Source organism: Nocardia cyriacigeorgica GUH-2 (genome assembly GCF_000284035.1).
Classification (GTDB): Bacteria; Actinomycetota; Actinomycetes; order Mycobacteriales; family Mycobacteriaceae; genus Nocardia; species Nocardia cyriacigeorgica_B.
The window spans coordinates 2,774,529-2,797,916 of sequence record NC_016887.1 but is presented as its reverse complement, the minus strand read 5'-3'; the positions used below and the strand labels follow the sequence as shown (position 1 = coordinate 2,797,916).

Annotated in this window: 20 protein-coding genes and 1 pseudogene; 10 read left to right on the top strand and 11 right to left on the bottom strand. The window is 67.5% G+C overall.

Annotation, left to right across the window (positions count from 1 at the left end; all coding sequences use genetic code 11):
• Positions 1-77 precede the first annotated feature (77 nt).
• The gene (locus NOCYR_RS12600) at positions 78-2,771 is read left to right on the top strand and encodes a fumarate reductase/succinate dehydrogenase flavoprotein subunit (RefSeq protein ID WP_014350756.1); all 2,694 of its coding nucleotides are present in this window, start codon (positions 78-80) and stop codon (positions 2,769-2,771) included.
• A 47-nt stretch (positions 2,772-2,818) separates the two neighbouring features.
• Here the strand turns inward: NOCYR_RS12600 and narI are convergent, their stop codons facing one another.
• The 6 genes from narI to NOCYR_RS12570 all read right to left on the bottom strand — a co-directional run bounded on the left by narI (position 2,819) and on the right by NOCYR_RS12570 (position 11,062).
• Positions 2,819-3,550, bottom strand: coding sequence for a respiratory nitrate reductase subunit gamma (narI, locus tag NOCYR_RS12595; protein ID WP_014350755.1), 732 nt, complete (start codon positions 3,548-3,550; stop codon positions 2,819-2,821).
• A 2-nt stretch (positions 3,551-3,552) separates the two neighbouring features.
• Entirely contained in the window at positions 3,553-4,218 is a 666-nt protein-coding gene (gene narJ, locus NOCYR_RS12590) for a nitrate reductase molybdenum cofactor assembly chaperone (protein WP_014350754.1), read from the bottom strand.
• Positions 4,215-5,888: a nitrate reductase subunit beta gene (gene narH / locus NOCYR_RS12585; RefSeq protein ID WP_014350753.1), complete on the bottom strand. Its 1,674-nt coding sequence runs from the start codon at positions 5,886-5,888 to the stop codon at positions 4,215-4,217. Before narH ends, narJ begins: the two co-directional genes overlap by 4 nt.
• The gene (locus tag NOCYR_RS12580) at positions 5,888-9,571 is read right to left on the bottom strand and encodes a nitrate reductase subunit alpha (protein ID WP_014350752.1); all 3,684 of its coding nucleotides are present in this window, start codon (positions 9,569-9,571) and stop codon (positions 5,888-5,890) included. The genes narH and NOCYR_RS12580 overlap by 1 nt, the downstream gene beginning before the upstream one ends.
• 281 nt (positions 9,572-9,852) lie before the next feature.
• The gene (locus NOCYR_RS12575) at positions 9,853-10,143 is read right to left on the bottom strand and encodes a hypothetical protein (protein WP_171048237.1); all 291 of its coding nucleotides are present in this window, start codon (positions 10,141-10,143) and stop codon (positions 9,853-9,855) included.
• A 268-nt stretch (positions 10,144-10,411) separates the two neighbouring features.
• A complete protein-coding gene (locus NOCYR_RS12570) occupies positions 10,412-11,062 on the bottom strand; it encodes a TetR/AcrR family transcriptional regulator (RefSeq protein WP_014350750.1) in 651 nt (216 codons plus the stop codon).
• Positions 11,063-11,214: 152 nt separating this feature from the next.
• Between NOCYR_RS12570 and NOCYR_RS12565 the strand changes: the two genes are divergently transcribed.
• From NOCYR_RS12565 to NOCYR_RS12540, 6 genes are all read left to right on the top strand, one after another.
• On the top strand, positions 11,215-12,636 hold the full coding sequence (locus tag NOCYR_RS12565; protein ID WP_014350749.1) for an NAD(P)/FAD-dependent oxidoreductase: 1,422 nt from the start codon (positions 11,215-11,217) through the stop codon (positions 12,634-12,636).
• Positions 12,629-14,422, top strand: a complete 1,794-nt coding sequence (locus tag NOCYR_RS12560) for a hydroxysqualene dehydroxylase (protein WP_048833307.1) — start codon at positions 12,629-12,631, stop codon at positions 14,420-14,422. The genes NOCYR_RS12565 and NOCYR_RS12560 overlap by 8 nt, the downstream gene beginning before the upstream one ends.
• Before the next feature lie 284 nt (positions 14,423-14,706).
• On the top strand, positions 14,707-15,675 hold the full coding sequence (locus NOCYR_RS12555) for an Acg family FMN-binding oxidoreductase (protein WP_014350747.1): 969 nt from the start codon (positions 14,707-14,709) through the stop codon (positions 15,673-15,675).
• A gap of 49 nt (positions 15,676-15,724) precedes the next feature.
• A complete protein-coding gene (locus NOCYR_RS12550) occupies positions 15,725-15,940 on the top strand; it encodes a dodecin (RefSeq protein WP_036539053.1) in 216 nt (71 codons plus the stop codon).
• 137 nt (positions 15,941-16,077) lie between these two features.
• Positions 16,078-16,416, top strand: a complete 339-nt coding sequence (locus tag NOCYR_RS12545) for a hypothetical protein (protein ID WP_014350745.1) — start codon at positions 16,078-16,080, stop codon at positions 16,414-16,416.
• A gap of 40 nt (positions 16,417-16,456) precedes the next feature.
• Positions 16,457-17,020, top strand: coding sequence for an LGFP repeat-containing protein (locus NOCYR_RS12540; protein WP_014350744.1), 564 nt, complete (start codon positions 16,457-16,459; stop codon positions 17,018-17,020).
• 59 nt (positions 17,021-17,079) lie between these two features.
• On the opposite strand, the gene NOCYR_RS28385 is transcribed toward NOCYR_RS12540, so the two are convergent.
• The gene (locus tag NOCYR_RS28385) at positions 17,080-17,349 is read right to left on the bottom strand and encodes a hypothetical protein (protein WP_014350743.1); all 270 of its coding nucleotides are present in this window, start codon (positions 17,347-17,349) and stop codon (positions 17,080-17,082) included.
• Positions 17,346-18,497 carry a Rieske 2Fe-2S domain-containing protein gene (locus tag NOCYR_RS12535; RefSeq protein WP_014350742.1) on the bottom strand — a complete coding sequence of 384 codons (1,152 nt, stop codon included), beginning with the start codon at positions 18,495-18,497 and terminating at the stop codon, positions 17,346-17,348. Before NOCYR_RS12535 ends, NOCYR_RS28385 begins: the two co-directional genes overlap by 4 nt.
• A gap of 457 nt (positions 18,498-18,954) precedes the next feature.
• Between NOCYR_RS12535 and NOCYR_RS12530 the strand changes: the two genes are divergently transcribed.
• Together NOCYR_RS12530 and NOCYR_RS12525 are read left to right on the top strand one after the other, a co-directional pair.
• Positions 18,955-19,434 carry a hypothetical protein gene (locus NOCYR_RS12530; RefSeq protein ID WP_048833306.1) on the top strand — a complete coding sequence of 160 codons (480 nt, stop codon included), beginning with the start codon at positions 18,955-18,957 and terminating at the stop codon, positions 19,432-19,434.
• Between the two features lie 38 nt (positions 19,435-19,472).
• On the top strand, positions 19,473-20,207 hold the full coding sequence (locus NOCYR_RS12525; protein WP_014350740.1) for a flavodoxin family protein: 735 nt from the start codon (positions 19,473-19,475) through the stop codon (positions 20,205-20,207).
• A gap of 124 nt (positions 20,208-20,331) precedes the next feature.
• On the opposite strand, the pseudogene NOCYR_RS31005 reads toward NOCYR_RS12525, so the two are convergent.
• The 3 genes and pseudogenes from NOCYR_RS31005 to NOCYR_RS12515 all read right to left on the bottom strand — a co-directional run.
• Positions 20,332-20,391 (bottom strand): annotated as a pseudogene (locus NOCYR_RS31005) (hypothetical protein); the annotation flags it as partial.
• A gap of 93 nt (positions 20,392-20,484) precedes the next feature.
• A complete protein-coding gene (locus NOCYR_RS12520; protein ID WP_014350739.1) occupies positions 20,485-21,138 on the bottom strand; it encodes a GDSL-type esterase/lipase family protein in 654 nt (217 codons plus the stop codon).
• Positions 21,135-22,487, bottom strand: coding sequence for a helix-turn-helix domain-containing protein (locus NOCYR_RS12515; RefSeq protein ID WP_014350738.1), 1,353 nt, complete (start codon positions 22,485-22,487; stop codon positions 21,135-21,137). Before NOCYR_RS12515 ends, NOCYR_RS12520 begins: the two co-directional genes overlap by 4 nt.
• 544 nt (positions 22,488-23,031) lie before the next feature.
• Between NOCYR_RS12515 and NOCYR_RS12510 the strand changes: the two genes are divergently transcribed.
• Positions 23,032-23,223 carry a hypothetical protein gene (locus NOCYR_RS12510; RefSeq protein ID WP_048833305.1) on the top strand — a complete coding sequence of 64 codons (192 nt, stop codon included), beginning with the start codon at positions 23,032-23,034 and terminating at the stop codon, positions 23,221-23,223.
• The last annotated feature ends 165 nt before the right edge of the window (positions 23,224-23,388 follow it).

Sequence of the window (23,388 nt, the reverse complement as noted above, 5' to 3'; positions counted from 1 at the left end):
CTGCGACGGGCACGAGCATCACACGGCAACCGGCGCGCAGACGGCGTTCCAGGATTGATTCGGGTGGAGGCCCTCACGTGACCGCTCCGACCCTGCTCGCCCCGCCGGATCTCGCCGATATCGTCCGCTGGGACTGCGATGTGCTGGTCATCGGCGGTGGCACGGCGGGCACGATGGCCGCGCTCACCGCCGCCGAGCAGGGCGCGAATGTGCTGCTGCTGGAGAAGGCGCACGTGCGGCACTCCGGTGCGCTGGCCATGGGGATGGACGGGGTCAACAACGCCGTCATCCCGGGCAAGGCCGAACCGGAGGACTACGTCGCAGAGATCACCCGCGCCAACGACGGCATCGTCGACCAGCGCACCGTCTACCAGACCGCCACCCGTGGTTTCGCGATGGTGCAGCGGCTCGAGCGCTACGGGGTGAAGTTCGAAAAGGACGAGTACGGCGAGTACGCGGTGCGCCGGGTGCATCGGTCGGGGTCGTATGTGCTGCCGATGCCCGAGGGCAAGGACGTCAAGAAGGCGCTGTACCGGGTGCTGCGACAGCGCAGGATGCGTGAGCGGATCCGGATCGAGAACCGGTTGATGCCGGTGCGGGTGCTCACCGCGGACGGCCGGGCGGTCGGCGCGGCGGCATTGCACACGCGCACCGGCGAATTCGTGGCGGTCGGCGCGAAAGCGGTCGTCCTCGCGACCGGCCCGTGCGGGCGGCTGGGGCTACCGGCGTCCGGGTACCTGTACGGCACCTACGAAAACCCGACCAACGCCGGTGACGGCTATTCGATGGCCTATCACGCCGGTGCCGAGCTCAGCGGGATCGAATGCTTCCAGATCAATCCGCTGATCAAGGACTACAACGGGCCGGCGTGCGCGTATGTCGCCAATCCGTTCGGCGGGTACCAGGTCAATGCCGAGGGCGAACGGTTCGTCGACTCCGACTATTGGTCCGGGCAGATGATGTCGGAGGTCAAACGCGAGATCGAATCCGCGCGCGGGCCCATCTATCTGAAGGTGTCGCATCTGCCGCAGGAGACGCTGTCTACGCTGGAAGGCATCCTGCACACCACCGAACGCCCGACCCGCGGCACCTTCCACGCCAACCGCGGCCACGACTACCGCACCCACGATATCGAGATGCACATCTCCGAAATCGGCTTGTGCAGCGGCCATTCTGCGTCCGGCGTGTGGGTGGACGAGAATGCGCGCACCACCGTGCCCGGCTTGTACGCGGCCGGTGACCTGGCCTGCGTACCGCACAACTACATGATCGGCGCCTTCGTCTTCGGCGATCTGGCCGGTGCGCACGCGGCGTCCACGCTCGCCGACGTGGCGGCGCCGCAGCAGCTGCCGCAGGATCAGCTGGCCGACGCCCACGAGCTGATCTACCGACCGCTGCGGCATCCGGACGGGCCACCGCAACCGCAGGTCGAATACAAGCTGCGCCGCTTCGTCAACGATTACGTGGCGCCACCCAAGACCGCGGCGAAGCTGTCGATCGCGGTGGAGACCTTCGAGCGGATGCGCGGTGAGATCGCCGAGATGGGCGCGCGCACCCCGCATGAGTTGATGCGTTCGGTGGAGGTGTCGTTCATCCGCGATTGCGCGGAAATGGCGGCGCGCAGCTCGCTGACCCGCACCGAATCGCGGTGGGGGCTCTATCACGAGCGCGCCGACCTGCCCGAACGCGACGATGTGGGCTGGCGGTATCACCTGAACCTGCGCAAGAACGCCGACGGCGAGATGGAATTCCTCAAGCGGCCGGTGGCGCCGTATCTGGTGCCGGTGCCGGGATTGGACGATCTGCCGTCGGCGGATGCCGGAGTCGAACTGGTCGAGCAGCCGGAACTGATCGCCCGTCGCGCCCCGGCCGCGCAGACGGCCCCGGCGTTCGATCGCGAGCCGGCCGCGCCGCCGTCACCGCGCCTGGTCACCTTGCTCGGATTGGACGCGCCGTCGCTGGCGCAGCTGTCGGAGTACCTCGCCGACCCCGATCCGGTGGTGCGGGTGGCGGCGCTGTCGGTACTCACCGAGCACACCCCGGATGGGTTCGCCGGGGCCCTGGTCGCCGCCATGGACGACGAATCTGCCTCGGTGCGCGCCGCGGCGGCCGCCGGGCTCCGCGAACTGGTCGAGGTCTTGCCCTCGGCCGACGGACTCGCGCAGCGGCTGCACTCCCCCGACCCGGTGGTCCGCGCGACGGTTGTCGACCTGCTGCGAGCCTTGCGCGCCGGAACCGCCGCACAGTTCGCGACGGCGCTGGGCGACCCCGATCACCGGGTCCGGATCGAAGCGGTGCGCGCGCTGGTCTCCCTCGACGACGGCCCCGCCGTGGCCGCCCTGGCCGCCGACCCGAACCGCGAGGTGCGCATCGCGGTCGCCCAGGGACTGGCCACGATCGGCACCGGTGTCGAGGCGATCCGCGGACTAGCGGCCGACCGCGACCCGTTGGTGCAGGCGGCGGCCCTGGCCGGCTTCGCCGCGCTGGGTACCGATGCCGACACGACCGCCGAACTCGGGACAGCGCTGCGTCATTCGGCGTGGCAGGTGCGGCTCGGCGCAGCGCGAGGACTGGCCGGCGCCGATCCGGACGTCGCGGTGCCGGCGTTGACGGAGGCACTGTCGGATCCCCATCTGGACGTGCGCAAGGCGGCGGTCTTGACCCTGTCGACCTGGGCGGACCTCGAAGCGTCCCGGATCGCGTTGAAACAGGCCGTCGACGACCCCGACGCCGATGTCCGCGCCTATGCCCGCCGCGCCCTCACCGGGTGAGCCGCAACCGGGGCGAAGCAGACTGTGTTCGGCTCGCCCCGGCAGGCTCACCAGCCACGGCGCTGTGGCCGCGACCCCACCAGCTCGCCCGGACGGGCATGGCCGCGACTGCGGTAGACGATGTAGGGCCGGAACAGGTAGGCCACGGGCGCGCTGAACGCGTGCACCAGACGGGTGAACGGCCACAGCGCGAACAAGGTCAATGCGATGAGCACGTGGATGTGGAACGACAGCGGCGCCTGCGCCATCAGGTCGCCGCGCGGTTGCAGGATCCAGATCGAGCGGAACCACGGCGAGACGGTCTCGCGGTAGTTGTGTTCCTCACCGACGACGCCCGACCCCATCAGCGTCGTCGCCAGGCCCGCCACGATCGCCGCGATCAGCACGACATACATCAGCTTGTCGTTCCAGGTGGTCGCGGTGAAGACGGGGCCGGTGGAGCGACGGCGATAGACCAGCAGCGCCGCGCCGGTCAGCGTGGCGATGCCGGCGATGGTGCCCAGCGTCAACGCCTGTACGTGGTAGAGGTGTTGGCTCATACCGATGGCGTCGGTCCACGATTCCGGGATCACCAGGCCGATGATGTGGCCGACGATCACCACCAGGATGCCGAAATGGAACAGCGGGCTGCCGATCCGCAGCAGCCTGCTCTCGTACAGCTGGGAGGAGCGGGTGGTCCAGCCGAATTTGTCGTAGCGGTAGCGCCACCAGGTCCCCACCGCCAGAATCGCCAGGGTCACATAGGGAATGACGTCCCAGAAGATCTCTCCGGCCGACATGGTCAGCGACCTCCTCGTCCTGGCGCGCTGCGGCGCGGCGGCACGGCCAACGTGAACGGTTGCAGGCCGACCTGTTCGGCGGGTGGACCGGCCGCCACCAGCTCGCGGGCGCGGCGCACGTCCTGATCGCTCGCGGCGGGCAGGGTCCGGGCCACCGCCCCGAGGACGCCGGCATAGGGCGAACCCCGTTCGGCCAGCGCGGTCTGGACGGCGTCGATCGCCGGGCGGTGCGTCGCGAGCAACCGTCCGCCGGCATCCGGGTCGACGGTGGCGGCGAATTCGAGCACGACCGCCAGATGATCGGGCGCCTCCCCACGCGGCCGGGTCGCTCCGGCGGCTTTGTAGGCCTGCGTGAACGCGAGCATGGCGGTCCCGCGGTTGCGGGTGTCGCCATCGGTCCAGTAGGTCAGCAGCAGGGTGGTGCTCCGGTGCAGGTCGAAGGTATCGACGTAGTGTTGGGCGGCCTCGGACACCGGGGTCCGGCGCAGGTGCGCGACGGTGGCGCGCAGCGGTTCGGCCCGCTCGTCATCGAGTCGGCCGCACAGCGCCTCGACGGTGTGCAGGCGCGCGGGCTGGGCGTCGTCCGGGTAGGCCAGCAGTAGCGAGGCCGACTGCCAGACCAGCCGATGGGTGACCGTGTCGCCGCCGGACCGGCGTCCCCACCTCATCGGTCCGCCCCGCGATGACCATTGTTGCCGGCCGGGAACATCCCCTCCGGGACACCGTTGCCGTCCCAGTTGAGCAGATTGACCCGGGACGGATTACTCGCCGTCGCACCGAACGCTTCGCTGGTCTGCCGCTGCCGCAGCGCGTGAAAGGTTTCCACTGCGACCGGTACCGGTGCACCGCTGGATTCGCCGAACGGCCCTTCGCCGTACATGCCGGGCCCGCCGTCGAAGTCCAGCGCGCATTCGCTCACCGCTTCCTCGAGCCGATGCCCCTCCTCAGCATAGGCCGACGGAATCACATACCGGTCTTCGTATTTCGCCAACGCGAGCAGCCGGTACATCTCGTAGATCTGCTCTTCGCTCATCCCGACCGCCGCGGGAATATGGCCTTGCGGCTCGCGGCCGAGGTTGATGTCGCGCATATACGACCGCATCGCGGCCAGTTTGCGCAGCACGGTCGCGACCACCTCGGTATCACCGGCGGTGAACAGGCCTGCCAGGTACTCGATGGGGATGCGCAGCGCTTCCAGCGCACCGAATAGATTGCCCGCGTCCTCGCCGTCGTGGCCGTCGCGGCTCACCGCATCCACCACCGGCGACAGCGGCGGCACGTACCAGACCATCGGCAGGGTGCGGTATTCCGGATGCAGCGGCAACGCCACCCGGTACTGGGCGATCAGCGCGTACACCGGTGAGCGGCGCGCGGCCTCGATCCAGCTGTCCGGAATACCTTGGGCGCGTGCACCGGCGACGACCGCGGGGTCGCTGGGGTCGAGCAGCGTACCGAGCTGGGCCTCATACAGGTCGCGCTCATCGGTGACCGACGCGGCGGCCAGCACCTTGTCCACGTCGTAGAGAACCAGGCCGATATACCGCAGCCTGCCGACGCAGGTTTCCGCGCACACCGTGGGAATGCCGACCTCCACACGCGGATAACAGAACGTGCATTTCTCGGCCTTGCCGGTCTTGTGGTTGAAATACACCTTCTTGTACGGACATCCGGACACACACATCCGCCAGCCCCGGCATTTGTCTTGATCCACCAGCACGATGCCGTCCTCGGTGCGCTTGTACATCGCCCCCGACGGGCACGACGCCACACAGGCCGGGTTGAGGCAGTGTTCGCAGATGCGGGGCAGATAGAACATGAACGTCTGTTCCAGCTCCAGCCGGATCTTCTCGCTGACCTGCGCCAGGACCGGATCGCCCGGAACGATTTCCGGTGAACCGCCGAGGTCGTCGTCCCAGTTCGCCGACCAGCCCACCTTCATCGGTTTGCCGGTGAGCAGGCTACGCGGCGGCGCCACCGGCATCTGGTCACCGAGCGGTGCGTTGGTGAGGTTGTCGTAGTCGTAGGTCCACGGCTCGTAGTAGTCGTCCATGGCAGGCATCTTCGGGTTGGAGAAGATGCGGCCGAGCTTGGCGAGCCGGCCGCCGTCGCGCAGGCGCAGCCGGCCCTTGCGGTCGAGCACCCAGCCGCCGCGCCAGCGTTGCTGATCTTCGTAGGTGCGTGGATAGCCTTGTCCGGGACGGGTTTCCACGTTGTTGAACCACACGTACTCGATGCCCGCGCGGTTGGTCCATGCCTGCTTGCAGGTCACCGAGCAGGTATGGCAGCCGATGCATTTGTCGAGGTTCATCACCATCGCCAGCTGCGCCATCACCTTCATCAGTACCTCACCTCCTGGCTGCGGCGCCGCACCACGGTCACCTCGTCGCGTTGATTGCCGGTCGGGCCCAGATAGTTGAAGGCGAACGAGGTCTGGGCGTAACCGCCGGCCAGATGGGTCGGTTTGATCAGCAGCCGGGTCAGCGAATTGTGAATGCCGCCGCGGTTGCCGGTGGTCTCGGTGAGCGGCACGTCGATGGTGCGTTCCTGGGCGTGGTGGACATAGACGACGCCCTCGGGCATCCGATGCGAGACGATCGCGCGGCACACCAGCACCCCGTTGCGGTTGACCGCCTCCACCCAGTCGTTGTCGGCCACCTCGATCTTCGCCGCGTCGGCCGGGCTCATCCACATCGTCGGCCCGCCCCGCGACAGCGACAGCATCAGCAGGTTGTCCTGATATTCGGAGTGGATCGACCATTTGGAATGCGGGGTCAGGTAGCGCACAGTGAGGCCGATGCCGTCGCGGCCGGTCCCCAGCCGCGGTTCCTGGAACAGCAGCGCCATATCCAGCGGCGGCCGGTAGATCGGCAACTGCTCGCCCAGTTCCTCGATCCAGTCGTGATCGAGGTAGAAGTGCATGCGGCCGGTGAGCGTGTGAAACGGTTTGAGCTCTTCGATATTCACCGTGAACGGGGCGTAGCGCCGCCCGCCGGTCTCGCTGCCCGACCACTCCGGGCTGGTGATCACCGGGACCGGGCGGGCCTGGGTGTCGGCGAAGGTGATCCGGCGTTCCTCACTGCCCTCGGCCAGATGCGCCAGCCGGCGACCGGTGCGTTTCTCCAGTTCACGGAACCCTTCGACGGCGAGGCGGCCGTTGGAGGTGCCGGATAACGCGAGGATCGTCTCGGCCATCTTCTCCGCACTGTCCAACGCCGGGCGACCAGCCGCCACACCGCTATTCATCACTCCGTGTCTGCGGGCGAGTTCGTCGACCTCCTGATCCGGGTGCACGGTAATGCCTTTGGTGGTCAGGCCCGCCGATTCCACCAGCGGACCGAGCGCCGACCACTTCTGGGCCAATGCCGGATAGTCGCGCTCGACCGCGACCAGCGGACCCATGGTCGCCCCGGGCACCGGCGCCACCCGCGTGGTGCGCCAATCCTTTTCCACGCCACCGGGATAGGCCATCGCACCGGGCGTATCGTGCTGCAAGGTGCCGAGGACGAGATCGGTGCGCTTACCCAGATGCTTCTCGGCCATGACCGAGAACCGGCGGGCGATGGTGGCGAAGGCGTCGAAATCGGAGCGGGCCTCCCACGGCGGGTCGATGGCCGGGGTGAAGGCGTGGATGTAGGGGTGCATATCGGTGCTGGACAGATCCGATTTCTCGTACCAGGTGGCGGCGGGCAACACCACATCCGACAGCATCGTGGTGGAGGTCATCCGGAAATCGATCGACATCAGCAGATCGAGCTTGCCCTCGGGCGCCTGCTCCCGCCAGACCACCTCGGCGGGCCGCAGTTCCGGACCGGCCTCCTCGGCCTGCACGTTCGACGTCGTCCCGAGCAGATGCCGCAGGAAGTACTCATTGCCCTTGCTGGAGGATCCGAGCAGGTTGGCCCGCCAGACGCTCAGTACCCGGGGCCAGTTCTGCGGGGCATCCGGATCGGCCAGGGCGAACTTCAGCTCGCCGTCGGCCAGTTTCTCGGTCACATACGTCACCGGATCGGCGCCCGCCTCGCGCGCCTCGTCGGCCAATGCCAAGGTGGACCGGTCGAACTGGGGGTAGAACGGGGTCCAGCCCATCGCGGCCGCCGAGGCCAGCACATCCATGGTGTGCTTGTCGCGGAAGCGGCCCCGCGCGGTCGGTGCGGCCAGGGCGTCGGCGCGGTAGCCGTCGTAGCGCCACTGGTCGGTGTGCACGTACCAGTACGAGGTGCCCGCCATCTGGCGCGGCGGGCGATGCCAGTCGGTGCCCATCGCCACGGTCGCCCAGCCCGTCACCGGACGGCATTTCTCCTGCCCGACGTAATGGGCCCAGCCGCCGCCATTGCGCCCCATCGAGCCGGTCAACAGCAACAGGCTCAAGATCGCCCGGTAGGTGGCGTCGCCGTGGAACCACTGGCAGATGCCCGCACCCATGATGATCATCGACCGGCCACCGGACTCGATGGCGTTGTCGGCGAATTCGCGCGCGATCCGGATCACCTGAGCGGCGCAGACACCGGTGATCTGCTCCTGCCAGGCCGGCGTGCACGGCGAATCCGCATCGTCGTAGCCGCTGGGCCAGCGACCCGGCAGGCCCTTACGCGCCACACCGTATTGGGCGAGCAGCAGATCGAAAACCGTGCAGACCCGATGCCCGGCCACGGTGCGGACCGGGACGCCGCGTTCGATGGTGCTGCCGCGGCCGTCGAGGCTGTCGAAGCGCGGCAGCGTGATGACGGCCGTCCCGCCGTCACGAGACACGACCGTCAGCGCCGGGACCAGATCGCCGAGGTCGAGATTCCATTTGCCGACACCTTCGGCGCCGAACCGGAAGCCCAGCGAACCGGGTGGCACGGCGGGTTCGCCGGTGGCGCCGTCCAGCAAGACCGGCTTGAACGCCGCGTTTTCCGAGCTCTCCCCCAGGTCGGCGGCGGTCAGGTTCTTGCCGGGCACCAGCCGGCCGTCGCGCTCCTCGAGCTTGATCAGGAACGGCAGATCGGTGTACCGGCGGACGTAATCGACGAAGAACGGCTCCCGGCGGCGCACGAAGTACTCGGTGGCGATGACATGCCCCATCGCCATGGCCATCGCACCGTCGGTGCCCGCCGCGCACGGCATCCACTCATCGGCGAACTTGGTGTTGTCGGCGTAATCGGGACTGACGCTGACCACCTTGGTGCCGCGGTAGCGCACCTCCGCCATCCAATGCGCGTCCGGCGTGCGGGTGACGGGCACGTTGGAGCCCCACACCATCAGATACGCCGCATCCCACCAGTCCCCGGATTCCGGGACATCGGTCTGGTCGCCGAACACCTGCGGGGAGGCGACCGGCAGGTCGGCGTACCAGTCGTAGAAGGAGGTCATCACCCCGCCGAGCAGTTCGACGAACCGCGAACCCGCCGCGAATGACACCATCGACATGGCCGGGATCGGCGAAAATCCGGCGATCCGGTCCGGACCGTAGGTCTTGATGGTGTGCACGTGCGCGGCGGCGACGATCTCGGTGGCCTCGTCCCAGCTCACCCGCACCAGGCCGCCCTTGCCACGCACCTGCTGGTAGCGCCGCCGCAACGCGGGGTCGGCCTGGATCGCCGCCCAGGCCGTCACCGGGTCGCCGTGTTCGGCCTTGGCGGCGCGGTAGAGGTCGAGCAGCACGCCCCGGACGTACGGGTAGCGCACGCGGGTGGGTGAGTAGGTGTACCAGGAGAACGCGGCGCCGCGCGGGCAGCCACGGGGTTCGTATTCGGGGCGGTCGGGCCCGACCGAGGGATAGTCGGTTTCCTGGGTTTCCCAGGTGATGATGTCGTCTTTGACGTAGATCTTCCACGAACAGGAACCGGTGCAGTTGACGCCGTGGGTGGAGCGCACGACCTTGTCGTGACTCCAGCGGTCACGGTAGAAGACGTCGCCTTCGCGGCCGCCCTCCCGGGTGACGGTGCGACGGTCCGGGGAGATGTCGCCCGGTGTGAAGAATCGTCCGCTACGCACCAGCAGGTCTTCGATCGAGCCACCGGTGAGATCATTCGACGCCACGTGGTCTGCCTCTCGTCCGCTCTACGGGTTTCGCCGCAACGTCCGTTCAGGGGCAGGGACCGCGTGGGGTGACGGCGCTAGCTCGCGCCGGAATGTGCGTTTCAGTGGGGACTGACGTCACCGTCTCAGCAGACCATGCCTGCGGTGTTTCGCTGCGTCCGAAACAGCCGACCTAGATTACGTTTCGGCCACAATGGGGTCGCGATGCGCCGGTCCGTGGTGTGCGCGGTATGCGGACGGCTACGCGGGCGTGGCCGCCCGCATACCGGCACAGGCCGGCCTCAGGCGCCGATGACCGCGTTCATGATGGTGCCCGCGCTGGTGGCGACCACGCCACCGGCCATGGCGCCCGCCACCATCTTCGGTGATTGCAGGCCGCCGCCGCTCCACTTCTCCCAGGCGAATCGGCCGCCGCCGTAGGTGATCGCGGCGACGCCGGACAGCAGAACGAACCAGGTCAGGTACCGGGTCATCTGCATGATCTTGTCCGCCAACGGCGGTGCTTCCGGAGTGGGGTTGCCGATCTGTGCTACCACCGCGCCGTAGCTGTCGTGCAGCGCAACGAGAATCATGCTCACGTTCGTGCTCCTTTTCGGATGCTGAGTGATGCTGGAGATTTCCGTATCACGACTCGGGGCATCGCGGCGCTGTGCAGAAACGACCGACCGCGACGCCGCGAAATCATCTGCGGCTGACGATGCAGTCCGCCCGGTGCCCGACGTTCATCGGGGGCCGTGCCATGTCGTCTCCTAGTGCGCTCGTCGCTGGAAACACGCTGACCGCATCAATTGAACAGCACGCCTTCGGCATCGGAGGGAAGACACACGAACTGGCGGCGCGTCACGGCGTGGCGCCCGGCGCGTCGCCGTAGACGACGAGCCAGATCGCGCGTCCGAGCGTGTCGGCGAGCACGTCGTCGGAGATGCAGGTGTCGGCGGAGAACGCGACCGCGATCGAGCGTTCCACCATGGAGGTCAGCACCAGCGCGGTCGCCGCGGGGTCGATGCTCTGGTCGATCTTTCCGGCGGCGCGGTCGGTGTCGAGGCGCGCGCGGACCATGGCGGCGAAGGTGGCCACCCGGGAACGCCAGTACGCGCCCACATCCCGGTCGTAGGAAGAGACCTCGGTCAGGGCCAGCAGCAGGTAGCGGTGCTTGCGGAAACCGGCGATCATGCTCCGGATCGCTTGCACCACACCGTCGACGCCGTCGGTGTGGTCGGCGGTCCACCAGTGTTCGGCGGCATCGAACAGGTCGGTGGTGGCCAGGTCCGCCATCCGGATCAACAGCCGGCTCTTGTCCGGAAAGTAGCGGTAGAAGGTCGATCTCGCCGAGTGCGAGGCGGCGGCGATCTTCTGCACGGCCAGTTCGGTGTAGGGCGTGCCGTCGGCGAGCAGGTCTTCGACGGCGGCTAGGACGCGCCGTTCGAATTCGGCGCGACGGTCGTCGGTCGGTTTGCGGGCGCCGCGGGGGACGCGCGTCAGCGAGGGCATCCGCTGCTCGTTCGCTCGGAGGGCTCCATGCGGCCATTGTGCCCCGGGCAGCGGATATCCGGTCGACGCGCCGGGAACCGTTGACAGCGCGGCGGCGGCGGTTCACCATCGATCGGACACAGTGTCCGAGACGCGATGACCGAGGCGTGAGAATGGCCGATTCCCCCAGTACGGCGGTCGAATACGCCGACGTCATCGTCGTGGGCGCGCGCTGCGCGGGCTCCGCCGTCGCCGTCACCATGGCCAGGGCCGGGCGGCGGGTGATCGTGCTCGACAGCGCGCAGTTCCCGTCCGACACGCTTTCGACGCATCTGCTGTGGCCGGGCGGTCTGGCCGAACTGCAAGCGCTCGGTGTGCTCGAGCAGGTCGAAGAACTCGGCGCGCCGCGGTTGACCTCGGCCTTCGCGGCCGGTGCCGGGTATCGGGTGCCCTCGGAATTCGCGCCGGCCGGCGGCGTCGACTACGCGATGTGTGTGCGCCGCACCGGGTTGGACGCGGTGCTCGTCGGTGCCGCGCGCACCGCGGGTGCGCAGGTGCGCGAACGGTGTCGCGTGGTGGAGTTGGTGTGGGCAGGCGATCGCTGCGCCGGCGTGCGGTATCGCGATCGCGCGGACGTCGTCGTCGAACTGCGGGCGCCGCTGGTGGTCGGCGCCGACGGCAGGCGTAGCACGGTGGCGCGGCTGTGCGGGGCGATCGAGCCGTTCCTGCACGCGCCGAGTGGGCGCGAATGCTATTACGCGTACTGGCGCGACGGCAGTCCGTCGTGGCGTCACATCGCCGCTCAGTGGCGGGCGGGGCGCGATCTGGGCACCGCTTTTCCCTGCGATGACGGGCTCGTCCTGTCGCTGGTCCAGCCGCCCGTCAGCGCGGAATCCGCCCTCGGCCCGGGTCGCGCCGAACAGCGCTACACCGAGGCGATCGCCCGGATCCCCGGCCTCACCGAGCGCCTGCGCGAGTGCGAGCGGGTCGGCCGGGTTCGTGCCGCGACAGGTATCGCCTCCTACTTCCGCCGCTCGAGCGGACCCGGCTGGGCATTGGCCGGGGACGCGGGCCATTTCAAGGATCCGGTCACCGCGCAGGGCATTCGCGACGCCCTGCGCTACGGCAGGTTGCTCGCCGAGGCCGCGGCCCCGCTGCTCGAACATCCGAAGGCGCTCGACGTGGCGCTGGCGCACTGGGCCGATCGGCGGCTGCGCGAATGCCTGCCGATCTATCAGTGGACCAATCGGCTCGCGCGCGCGGAAGACATGCACCCCTTGGAGATCGAGCTCTATCGCACCGCGACGCACGATCCGTCTCTGGCCGCCGCGGTGACCGGCATCTTCTCCCGCACCACCGAACCCGGCGCGGTCTTCACTCCGCGCCGCGCCGTCGGGCTGGCCGCGGGGGCGCTGCGGCACGCCCCGACCGCCGCCGGCGCGGTCTTGGCCGATGTGACCCGTGAACTGCGGGATGCCGCCGCCGACTGGCACGAGGCTCGTACCGCGCTGCGCGCCCATCGCCACCCTTCCGCGTTCCCCCTGCCACCTTCACCCGTAGTTCACCCTTCCCGCGCTGGAGACGAAGATGTCTGAATCGCAATCGAATACGGCCGCAGCCTGGACCCGCCGCGATGTGTTGCGCGGCGCCGTCGTCGCGGGAGCGGGGGCTGCTCTATCGCTCGGTGCCGGTAGCGCCGGCGCGGCCCCCGTGCGCCGCTCCCCCGGTGCGCGCGGCAGTCGCACGGTCGCGATTCTCGGCGGCGGGGTCGCCGGGTTGTCGGCTGCGCACGAGTTGATCGAGCGCGGCTACACGGTGACGGTGTACGAACCGGCCTATCTCGGCGGCAAGGCCCGCAGCCTCGGCGTGCCGGGCACCGCCACCGGCGGACGGCTGGATCTGCCGGGCGAGCACGGCTTCCGATTCTTCCCCGGCTGTTATCAGAACCTGCCGGACACCATGCGCCGCATCCCTTTTCCCGGCAACCCCGACGGCGTGGCGGGCAACCTGGTGCGAGTCGAAGGCACCGTCGCCGGATTCCGGGGCAGGCCACCGGTTTTCCTGCCGGTCGAACCGGCGGCCATCGGGCAGCTCACCCCGGAACTGTTGCAGAACACCCTCATCACCGCGTTCGGCTTCATCCCCGAGCTGCCGCCCGCCGAGCTGGCGTTCTTCGCCAAACAGATGACGATGTGGTTCACCTCCTGCACCGAACGGCGGTTCGGGCAGTGGGAATACCTGACCTGGGAACAGATCCTGCGGGCGGACGGGAAATCGCAGGCCTACCGCGACTACCTGGTCTCGGCGCTGACCCGGATCACCGTGGCCGCCAAACCGCATATGAGTTCGGCGCGCACCATCGGCACGATCGGTGAGGCGCTGGTGCTGGCGGGCACCGGGCTGATTCCGCAGTACGCGGCGGGTATCGACCGCATTCTCAACCGTCCGACCAATGAGGCGTGGATCGATCCGTGGGTCGCGTATCTGCGGGGGCGCGGTGTGCGTTTCGTGATGGGTCAGCGGGCGACCGCACTCGATCTTCAGGGTGGGCGCATCACCGGGGCGACGGTCGTCGATTCCGGGGGCGCCGCGTCACGGGTGGAGGCGGATTGGTTCGTGTGCGCGATGCCGGTGGAGCGTACGGTGCCGCTGCTGAATCCGGCGATCCTGGCCGCCGACCCGCGGCTGGCGGGGATGGCCGAACTGGTGACCGACTGGATGGTCGGGATCCAGTACTACCTGACCCGGCCCACCGAGATCCCGGAGGGCCATATCGCCGCGCTCGGCTCGCCGTGGGCCATCACCGCGCTGCGGCAGGCGCCGATGTGGGTCGGCGATTTCGCCCAGCGCTACGGTGACGGCCGCACGGTCGAATGCCTGTCCGTCGACGTCTCCGACTGGGACACTCCCGGCATCCTCTACGGCAAAACCGCCAAACAGTGCACTAAAGACGAGATCGCGGCCGAGGTGTGGGCGCAGCTCGAGCAGTGGCTCAATACCGGCACCGGTTGGCTGCATGCCGACGCCATCCACTCCTGGCATCTCGATCCGGGCATCAGCTGGTCCGGCGGTACCACCCATAACGAGACGCCGCTGCTGGTCAACACTGTCGGCTCGTACCAGCACCGGCCCGACGCCCACTGCGCTATCCCGAATCTGTTCTTCGGCGGCGACCACGTGCGCACCAATATCGACCTGGCCACCATGGAAGGCGCCAACGAGGCCGGTCGCGCCGCCGCCAACGCCATCCTGGACGCCGCAGGCGACTCCGCGCCGCGGGCGGTCATCCACCCGCTGGTCAGCCTGCCCGTCTTCGAGGCCGCCAAGCAACTGGATGCGGATCGTTTCCGGGCGGGGTTGCCGCATGTGCTCGACGTGTGAGATCGCTGGTGCCCGGTAGGGACGGCGGGCTCGGGCAGCTCGAAACCGTTCTATGAGCGATGTCATAATCTGAATGCCGGTATGCGTCCGGGTACATCCACAACCGTTCGGCCACTGCCCCTTTCGCCACTGGTTGCGAATGCTCCGCGGTGTCCGCATCCCTCGTGTGACCGGGCGGCGCTCGTCCCGGCGACGTCGTGAACTGCGAAAACGGCCTACCCTCGGGCCGCGGAACCGACGACATCGGCCGCGCCGGACGCTCGCGGCCGGAAGGATACGCACCGATGCCCTGCTCGAGCCTCGATCGCCAGACCGCCGATATCGCGCTCAACCTGGCGGTCCGCGCGCCATCGATCCACAACAAGCAGCCGTGGCGGTGGCGGATCGGCCGGCGCGGGATCGACCTGTTCGCCGATACGAGCCGCGGACTCGGCGTCACCGATCCGCATCAGCGCGCGCTGGTCGTCAGCTGTGGCGTGGTGCTCCATCACCTGCGCGTGGCGTTCGCGGCGCTGGGGTGGGCGACCAGCGTCGAGCGCGGACCGGACCCGCACCACCCGGACCATCTCGCCCGCATCGCCATCACCCGCCGGCCGCCGAGCGACTCCGATATCGAACTCGCCGCGGCGATCCTGATGCGGCAGACCGACCGGCGCCATTACCTGCACCGCCCGGTTCCGGCCAGGGTGATCCGCGCGCTCACCCAGCGGGCCGCGAATTGTGGCGCGGCGGTCCGGCAGGTCCCCGAACCGTGGTTGCCACGGCTGGCCCGGCCCATGCGCCGCGCCGCCGCCTCGCATGCCGTCGACCGCGGCTATCAGGCCGAAATCGCTCGGTGGAGCGGTGGGGAGCGCAGCATCGACGGCGTGCCCGGCCGGAATGCGCCGCCGCCCCGCCCCGCCGGTGAGATTCCGGTCCGCACCTTCACCGATGCCACGCTGAGCGACCCGGCGAACCAGCCCGATGCCGCCGTCTGGCTGGTCGTGGCCACCTTGCGCGATGATCGGCAGGCGCAGCTGCGCGCCGGTGAGGCCACCAGCGCCTTGCTGCTCGCCGCGACCGACCTCGGCCTGGCCACCAGCCTGCAAACCGAACCGCTCGGCATGAGCGACCCGCGCCAGGAGATCCGGGCGAGCCTGCTGCACGACTGTGCCTATCCGCAGGCCATGGTCCGGGTCGGCTGGATGTCGCACACCGCCGCGCCGCTCACCGCGACGCCGCGGCGGCCCGTCGCCGACGTCCTGGAGACCTGATCGCCGAACTTTCGCGCACCGCCGTGTGACAGGTGCCACACTCATGGTCATGAGTGATCACGTCTATCGCGTTATCGAGGTGGTCGGTTCCTCTCCAGACGGCGTCGACGCCGCGATCGCCAATGCGGTCGCCCGGGCCGGCGAGACCGTGCGCAATCTCGAATGGTTCGAGATGGTGAGCGTGCGCGGTCACATCGTCGACGGCGCCATCGCCCACACCCAGGTCACGGTCAAGATCGGGTTCCGGATCGACCCACCGGACTGAACCCGTCCGGTGTGATCGCGCCGCGCGGGTCGACGCGGCGAGATGACGGCCACGCTAACGGTCGCCGTCAGCGGGCCGATAGGGCTGGAGAGCATTCGGGGATGCCACACGTCCACATCTGCCGAAGGAGAACGTCGATGAAATCGACCGTCACACGTGTCCTGGCGGGTGCTGCCGCCGCGGGCGCGCTCACCCTCGCGTTCGCTCCGCAGGCCGCCGCATACCCCGTCGGTCCGTGGGGAGTGGAGGGTCCGTGCGTCGGGCTGGAGCCCGGTCAGTGTCCCTGGAGCCACTCCGAAGACGGCCTGACGTGGAGCTATAAGGGTCATTCCTCGCATTACGACAAGACCGGCGAGTACGTGTGCAACACCAACCAGTGGGAGCCGCTGCCCTCGGCCTACTGCGACGCCGTGATGGCCGCCGTCCGCGCGCTGCCGCCCATGCCGATCGGCGGATGGCTCAACCCCGGCAACTGACCCGCATCCGACCGCGCACCACCTGAACCAGGAGGCTCACTTGGCACGCCGAAAGATCACCACCGCCACCGCACTGGTCGCCACCGGCCTGGCCCTCACCACCGCCTTCGCCACCACCGCCGGCGCCCGCCCCATCGGCCCCTTCGACGTCGGCGGCGCCATCGAAGTCAAATACGACCAAGCCGGCGGCTACAACACCTTCGGCAACCCCATCACCCCCGAACTCGACGCCAACGGCGGCAAATTCCAGGCCTTCGAACGCAACAATTCCATCTACTGGTCCCTCGGCACCGCCGCCCACCAGATCGGCGGCGCCATCCGCGACAAATGGGGCACCGTCGGCTGGGAGAACAGCCCCCTCGGCTTCCCCATCACCGACGAAGCCGTCGCCAAGAACAACGGCCGCTACAACCGCTTCAACGGCGGCGACATCTACTGGTCCCCGGCCACCGGCGCCCACATCATCTGGGGCTCCATCCGCGACACCTGGCTCGCCGCCGGCGCGGAAAACGGGCGCTACGGCTATCCGACCAGCGACGAATACGACCATCAGGGCGGCAAAGCCCAGGACTTCCAGGGTGGACGGATCACCTGGAAGCCGTGAGACCGACCCAGCTGGGCACAACGACTCGCGGGCTCACCGTTCGGTGAGCCCGCGAGCTGTCACACCAGTTGTGTTTCGACAACGTGCAGTTCGCCGGAGGCAACCGCCGCGTCGATGGTTTCCCGGAGCCGTGAACACCCTGCCAGCGCCGGGCCCGGCAACGGCGATGCTCCCAACTCTTGACACGCCGAGCGCGCTTCGGCGTTCCATTGCACGCTCGTCTGGGCCCGGCTGCTCTTGCGAACCAGCACTCGAGCTGCGCATTCCTGGCAACGCAGCGGTTGCAGCGGAACGTCTTCGAGTCGGTTGTCGGTACGGTTCGCGGTCACGTCGCCGTCCCGGTCGACTTCGCCTGATCAGCCATATTGTCGGCGACCTCCTTACGCCACACCGCCTGAGCCCTGGTGAGGTCGAGTTCGTGTTCGAACCGGTCCACCATCTCCGGGGTGACGTCGGCGCGGTCCAGATAGAACTGGTTGTACCAGCGGCGTAGCTGGTAGACCGGCCCGTCCTCCTCGCAGAGCAGGGGATTGTCGATGCGGGCCTTGTGCCGCCAGATCTCGACATCCTGCTCGAATCCGAGCCGGATGTAATCTCCGAGCGCGACCGCGGCCTGCACCGCGACCTCATCGGGAACACCGGGCATCTTCTTGCCGATGATGCCGTACATCAGTATGAATTTGTCGGAGCTGACCGGGTAGTGGCAGTTCAACAACACCGTCCGCTGATCGCCGGTCTCGTAGTGATAGGTGAGATCGTCGATCATGAACGCCGGCCCGTAATACGAGGCGACCGATGTGGAACCGAGCAGCTTCGGCTGTCCCTCCGGCGCCGCGAAGTCCTCCCGGGCCTCGCTTTTGAAGTACTGGGTGGCGATATGACCCTCGAAAACGTTCTTGAAGTACGACGGCAAAGAGCCGTGTACGTAATAGAAGTGCGCCATGTCGACGACGTTGTCGATGATCTCGCGGCAGTTGTTGTCGACGACCGTGGTGTACCAGTGCCAATCGGTCCACTCGTCGCTCTCGGCGCCCTCGATACGAGGAATCGTTTCCTCGGCCGTGGGTGGTTTGCCTTCCGGATCGTGCCAGACGAACAGCATTCCGTCCTGCTCCAGGCTGGTCCACGCCCGGGTCCTGGCGAGGGGAGGAACACGACGCGCGTAGGGAATTTGCTTACAGCGACCGTCACCACCCCAGCGCCAATCGTGGAAGGGGCAGGCGATTTCATCCCCCTTGATCTCACCTTCGGACAGATCACCGCCCATATGGCGGCAGTAGGCGTCGAGAATGTTGATCTTTCCGCCGCTCTCGCCGCGGAAGACGACGAGCTTGGTGCCGAATGCTTCGACAGTATGCGGGTTCCCGTCGGCGAAATCGCGGAGCAGGCCCAGGCAGTGCCAGCCGCGCGCGAATCGGGCCGGTGCGGATTCGGCCTCGATTTCCCGGATTTCCGGATCTGATTGCAGAGCTCTCATTGCACCCTCCTCGGAGGAACTGTTCGGGGCGGCAGCAGGCTGATCTTCTTGCCGCATCCCGAAAGATGAGAACACGTTCTAACACGGGTCGGGTGCGCTGAAGTGGGTCAATGCTCACTCATCGGGACGTCCGATCGCCCGGCCCCCAGCGCCCGGAGTCTCAACTGCCGAAACCGATCTCGCCGTCGAACCGGCGGCCACAGAGGTCAGGCGCCCCCCGACCCACGGTAGGACCGCGTCACGCACGCCCACCGTGCGCGACAGCAGGCCGTTGCCGGCCGATGGGCCCGCCGCGCGGTGCTGCTCGTCGAGGAGGGCTTCGTTGAGTGGTCGGACGCCGAACGGCCGGCCGCGAATAGCGCATCGGAATTCCCGCCGGCGAATCGAGCGTGGCCGCGAGCCCTCGGCGCTAGAGTCGACACAGGACGGGTCGGGGCCGACAGACGGGACCTTTCCGATGCAGTCCATCGCGTCACAGACAACTTTTATCACCCGGCTCACCGGAGCCGTCTTCGGTGCGGTCGCCCTCGCGGCGGTATCCACCGGAGCGGTGGCTGCTGCGCCGCCGTTCGACAGTGGGTCCGCCGCCCCGATCGCCCGGCAACAGGTCGAACTGAACGACTATTGCGAAGAACCTGGCGCTGTCGCGCAGCTTGCCGACGGCAGGACTGTCTACTGCACTCAGGTGTCGCAGACCGACGCCTACGTGTGGTCGCTGTCGCGAAATCTCAGGCCACACGACCCCAACATGCGCGACTACACCTGCGACGACTCCGGTTGCCACTACCCTGACGGCTCGGACGTGCCGGGCTACAAGCGCTGCGGGTTGCTCTGCGGTGAGCCACCAACCTCCGGGGACGTTCAAAGCGGTCTTTACGACTGCGTCCAGTCGGGCGTGCCGTTCGAGGAATGCGAAGCCCGTCTGCCACGCGGGTAGCGACAGCTAGTCGGCTGCTTCTATGAAAGGAGCTTGGCGTGGATCCGTTGGTGACGGAAGGTGAGGTTTCCGACCGGTTCGCCGGGCTACGAGCGCTGTTCATCAACGCAACACTCAAGCCCTCCCCCGAGGTCAGCAATACCGAGGGACTGGTCGATCGTTCGGCGGGGATCATGCGCCAGCACGGTGTGCAGGTCGAAATCATTCGGGCGATCGACCACGACATCGCGACCGGCGTGTGGCCGGATATGACCGAGCACGGGTGGGAGCGGGATGCCTGGCCCGCGCTGTTCGAGAAAGTGATGGCGGCGCACATTCTGGTGTTGTGCGGGCCGATCTGGCTGGGTGACAACAGTTCGGTGATGAAGCGGGTGGTCGAACGGTTGTATGCCTGTTCGAGCCTGCTCAACGACGCCGGACAGTACGCCTACTACGGGCGCGTCGGCGGCTGCCTGATCACCGGCAACGAGGACGGCGTCAAACACTGCGCGATGAACCTGCTCTACAGCATGCAGCACCTCGGCTACGCCATCCCGCCGCAAGCCGACGCCGGCTGGATCGGTGAAGCCGGCCCCGGCCCCTCCTACCTCGACCCCGGCTCAGGCGGCCCCGACAACGACTTCACCAACCGCAACCTCACCTTCATGACCTACAACCTGATGCACCTGGCCGCCATGCTCCGCGCCGCCGGCGGCTTCCCCGCCGAAGGCAACCGCCGCAGCGAATGGGATGCGGGCTGCCGCCCCGACTTCGCCAACCCGGAGCATAGGTAGCCGCCGACCGACCACCGATGCCTACCATTCCCGACTGGCGATCAGCTCCTCCACGTTCGCCTCCTCGAAAACCGTAGGCACGAGCCACGAACCAGAAGCCCTCACCTATCTTCTCGCGAGCGGTGGTATCGAGTTCGCTGTCCGCCGCATCGAATTCGGCTTCGAGCGCATTGAACTCCTCGATAGCGGCGGCGTGGGTGAGGAGGTACAGCGCGAAAGGTCAGCGGGCCGCTCGGCCCCGATGCGCTCAAGCCTCAGCAGAATCGCTATCCCCCGATCATACGATAGAGCGGATTTCGTTCGCGATGAGCTGCGAAAGTGCCTCGTGCGAATCGGCGCTCAGGTGAACACCGTCAACTCCCGGACAGGCGACAATTGCCGCGTCTGCAAACGAGGCCTTGCGCCTGTCTGCGAGGCGGCGTATCACGGCGCTGAGTTCGCGCGATTTGCGGACGGAGTCGGCATCGTATTCAGAACTCTGCTCGGCGAATCCGGGTTGTTCGGCATCGAGGTGAATCGGACTCACCAGCAATATCGCGGGCACCCCACCGGTACGGGTCCAGGCGGTGCGCTCTACGTCGTCGATATACCCTTCGAGCGCGGCGGCGATCGCGTCGGCTTCTCGATTGAACTTCGTCTTGAGATCGTTATTGCCGAGCATGATGACGACCAGATCCAGCGGTGAGTGGCTGCGCAAGCATGGCCGAAAGTAGATGCGGCCGTTGCGGTCATCCCGATCAGGGTCGTCCAGGTCGGTGGTGCGCCCGCCGAGACCTTCCTCGATAATCGCGTATCCGGCACCCAGACGTTGCTGGAGGCGCCCGGTCCACCGCAGGTCGGACGGCAATCGGCCGCGCCCATCCGAGGGTTGACCGAAGGTGTTGGAGTCGCCGTAGCACAAGACGGTGAATGCCGCGGGGTTGACTATCACGGCCGCGTCCCGACCCTTTGGGCCGACATACCCAGGCGCCCGGCAAGGTCGACAAGCCCGTCCAGCTTGTGCCCACGCCGGCTATTGATCAGCTCGTTGGTGAGCGTGTGTGCCTGAGGTAGATGCCCGATGAATTCCGGCGCCAACGACCACGCCTGGCGAATGGTATCGACGGCACCTGCATCGTCTCGACTGCTGATTCGAGCTTGTGCGACGTTGATGAGCCAGCGACTGCGGAGCGTAGGCGGAATTCCGTTGCGGCCATCGCTGATTACTCGGGCAAGTTTCAGAGCCTCGGTCGGGCGGCCGGCACTGATCTCGACGACAACACCGAAGCCGGCGACCGACGTGTACCCGAAAACATTGGATGGTTCAGGCCTATCGAGGTAGTTGCCGTCCAGTTGTGTCGCGGCGGATTCGCAAAGCCGAAGGTACCGTCGCGCCTCGCGATGTTCTCCGGCTCCCGACGCCGCGAATGCGGCATAACACAGAAGTTCTCCCCAGATGGCGATACGCCGCGGGCTGGCCGCCGATAAGCGGGGTTCGATGCGAGATGCTGCCTGGTCTGCATGGGCTACTGCGTCTTCATACATGCCGCTCTTCGCAAGAAGCCATGCCTGCGAGCCCTCGATCGCCGCTAGTGACAGCTCGTCTCCGCTCTCCGCCGCAAGCGCCTTTGCCCGCAGTAGCGCCAGGGCGGCCAGGTCTTCGTGTGCTACGTAGCCCAGAAGGTTCGACGAGACGTGCAACAGTTTCGCCAACGCGATACTTATCGGGCGCCGCTGCTCCCCTACCACCGAATCCGCTGTGCTGCATGCTCTTGCCAGAGCAGCGGGAAGCTCACGCTCCAATTCGTGGAATCGAGCCGAGAAGAACAGGTCCCACGCGCGAATTACCGAGGCGGCCGCTTCCCGCTGGTCGCCGGGTGGCGAGTCGGGCATGCATCCCAACAGCATTCGCCGGATTTGAAAAATGATGCCTTCGGGGGACTCGTGCTTCGGCTTGCCGAGTATGACGTCACCAGCCGGGTGAGCCACCGATAGACGTGACCGTGGCATCGATCGGGCGGCCATGGTCGGGGCAAGCCGCGGCACTGTCGCGGGAGCACTCTCCCGCCAACCCTCGAGCGCGGCCTCGAACCGCTCCCGCTGGTCGTCGTCGAGCCTTCGGTGGGTGGTGTCCATGCACTCGGAGTACTTCGCGCCCAGGGTGATGCCGGAACCCCGCCGTTCCCACTTGCCGACCGCTTCGAGCGAACAACCGATCCGGTCGGCGAACTGAGCCTGTGTGTCCCGCAACGCTGCACGCAGTGCGGCGACTTCGAGCCCGGTCCACACAACGATCGCCATCTCGCAGACTTCCTCCCCTCAGCTGTAGTACGGCCAGGGTACGGGCTCGGTAGCGGTCCGGTGTGTTCTTCGATCAAGCGACACCCGCGAATCTAGAAGCCTATGAAACTTCCCACCAGACTCACACGCAACCAGTCGACCCCGCCGGCCTTCCGACGCCGGCATACCCAGGACCGTGATCTGCTCGAGCGTGTAGCCGCCGGCCTCCGTCATCTTGATTATCCGGCAGCTTGCAAGAGCACCGGCCCGGTCCGCAGCCGAGCGCACGCGATCCATGTGATGGCTGACCACGCCCCACACAAATGCCCTCGGTTCCAGCTCGCGGCGCAATTCATCGAGGCCTCACAATGATCAACCTATCGACCGGCACCCGATCGGCCAGGAAATGTTGATTCAAGGACCATCGGGTGCTTCGACAGGGCCCTACAAACGAACACGCGCGATCGCGCTTCTGCACAGCCGACACGACCCAGCTGTCTTTGATGCACTCATCCAAAGGCACCGGCTGAGGATCGTCTACACGGTATATACCGATACAGCTGCCGTGCTTGCGGCGCTCATCGCCGTGCAGCACGCGCTCGACCACGTCGCCGACGCGGTGGTGATCCCCCACGTCGGCGCACTCGAGCCCGACGCTCCGTGGTGGATAATCGCCGAAGCAGTCGACCTGATCACCGGCGCTGAGCGGCATCCTCGGCAATCCGCACCAATTGGACCGACCGGGCAGACGCGGTGATCACACTGGGGTATGTCATAGCGATCGGCCTGCCGCTGGCCGTGCTGATCCTTGCGCTGACGCTGCCCGAACATCGGGACAAGCAGTGACTTACGGCTGCACCGGCAGCGGACAGGTCCCCGGGGCCCTCACGAGTATGGGGTCCCCGGGAACCTCGGCGTTGCC

Excerpts from the sequence above, each read along its gene's own strand:
- NOCYR_RS12550 (WP_036539053.1), top strand. The coding sequence starts at position 15,725 with ATGAGTGATCACGTCTATCGCGTTATCGAGGTGGTCGGTTCCTCTCCA.
- NOCYR_RS12560 (WP_048833307.1), top strand. The coding sequence starts at position 12,629 with ATGTCTGAATCGCAATCGAATACGGCCGCAGCCTGGACCCGCCGCGAT.
- narH (WP_014350753.1), bottom strand. The coding sequence starts at position 5,888 with ATGAAGGTGATGGCGCAGCTGGCGATGGTGATGAACCTCGACAAATGC.
- NOCYR_RS12575 (WP_171048237.1), bottom strand. The coding sequence starts at position 10,143 with ATGATTCTCGTTGCGCTGCACGACAGCTACGGCGCGGTGGTAGCACAG.
- NOCYR_RS12515 (WP_014350738.1), bottom strand. The coding sequence starts at position 22,487 with ATGGCGATCGTTGTGTGGACCGGGCTCGAAGTCGCCGCACTGCGTGCA.
- narI (WP_014350755.1), bottom strand. The coding sequence starts at position 3,550 with ATGTCGGCCGGAGAGATCTTCTGGGACGTCATTCCCTATGTGACCCTG.
- narJ (WP_014350754.1), bottom strand. The coding sequence starts at position 4,218 with ATGAGGTGGGGACGCCGGTCCGGCGGCGACACGGTCACCCATCGGCTG.
- NOCYR_RS12530 (WP_048833306.1), top strand. The coding sequence starts at position 18,955 with ATGCAGTCCATCGCGTCACAGACAACTTTTATCACCCGGCTCACCGGA.
- NOCYR_RS12565 (WP_014350749.1), top strand. The coding sequence starts at position 11,215 with ATGGCCGATTCCCCCAGTACGGCGGTCGAATACGCCGACGTCATCGTC.
- NOCYR_RS12555 (WP_014350747.1), top strand. The coding sequence starts at position 14,707 with ATGCCCTGCTCGAGCCTCGATCGCCAGACCGCCGATATCGCGCTCAAC.
- NOCYR_RS12545 (WP_014350745.1), top strand. The coding sequence starts at position 16,078 with ATGAAATCGACCGTCACACGTGTCCTGGCGGGTGCTGCCGCCGCGGGC.
- NOCYR_RS12535 (WP_014350742.1), bottom strand. The coding sequence starts at position 18,497 with ATGAGAGCTCTGCAATCAGATCCGGAAATCCGGGAAATCGAGGCCGAA.
- NOCYR_RS12570 (WP_014350750.1), bottom strand. The coding sequence starts at position 11,062 with ATGCCCTCGCTGACGCGCGTCCCCCGCGGCGCCCGCAAACCGACCGAC.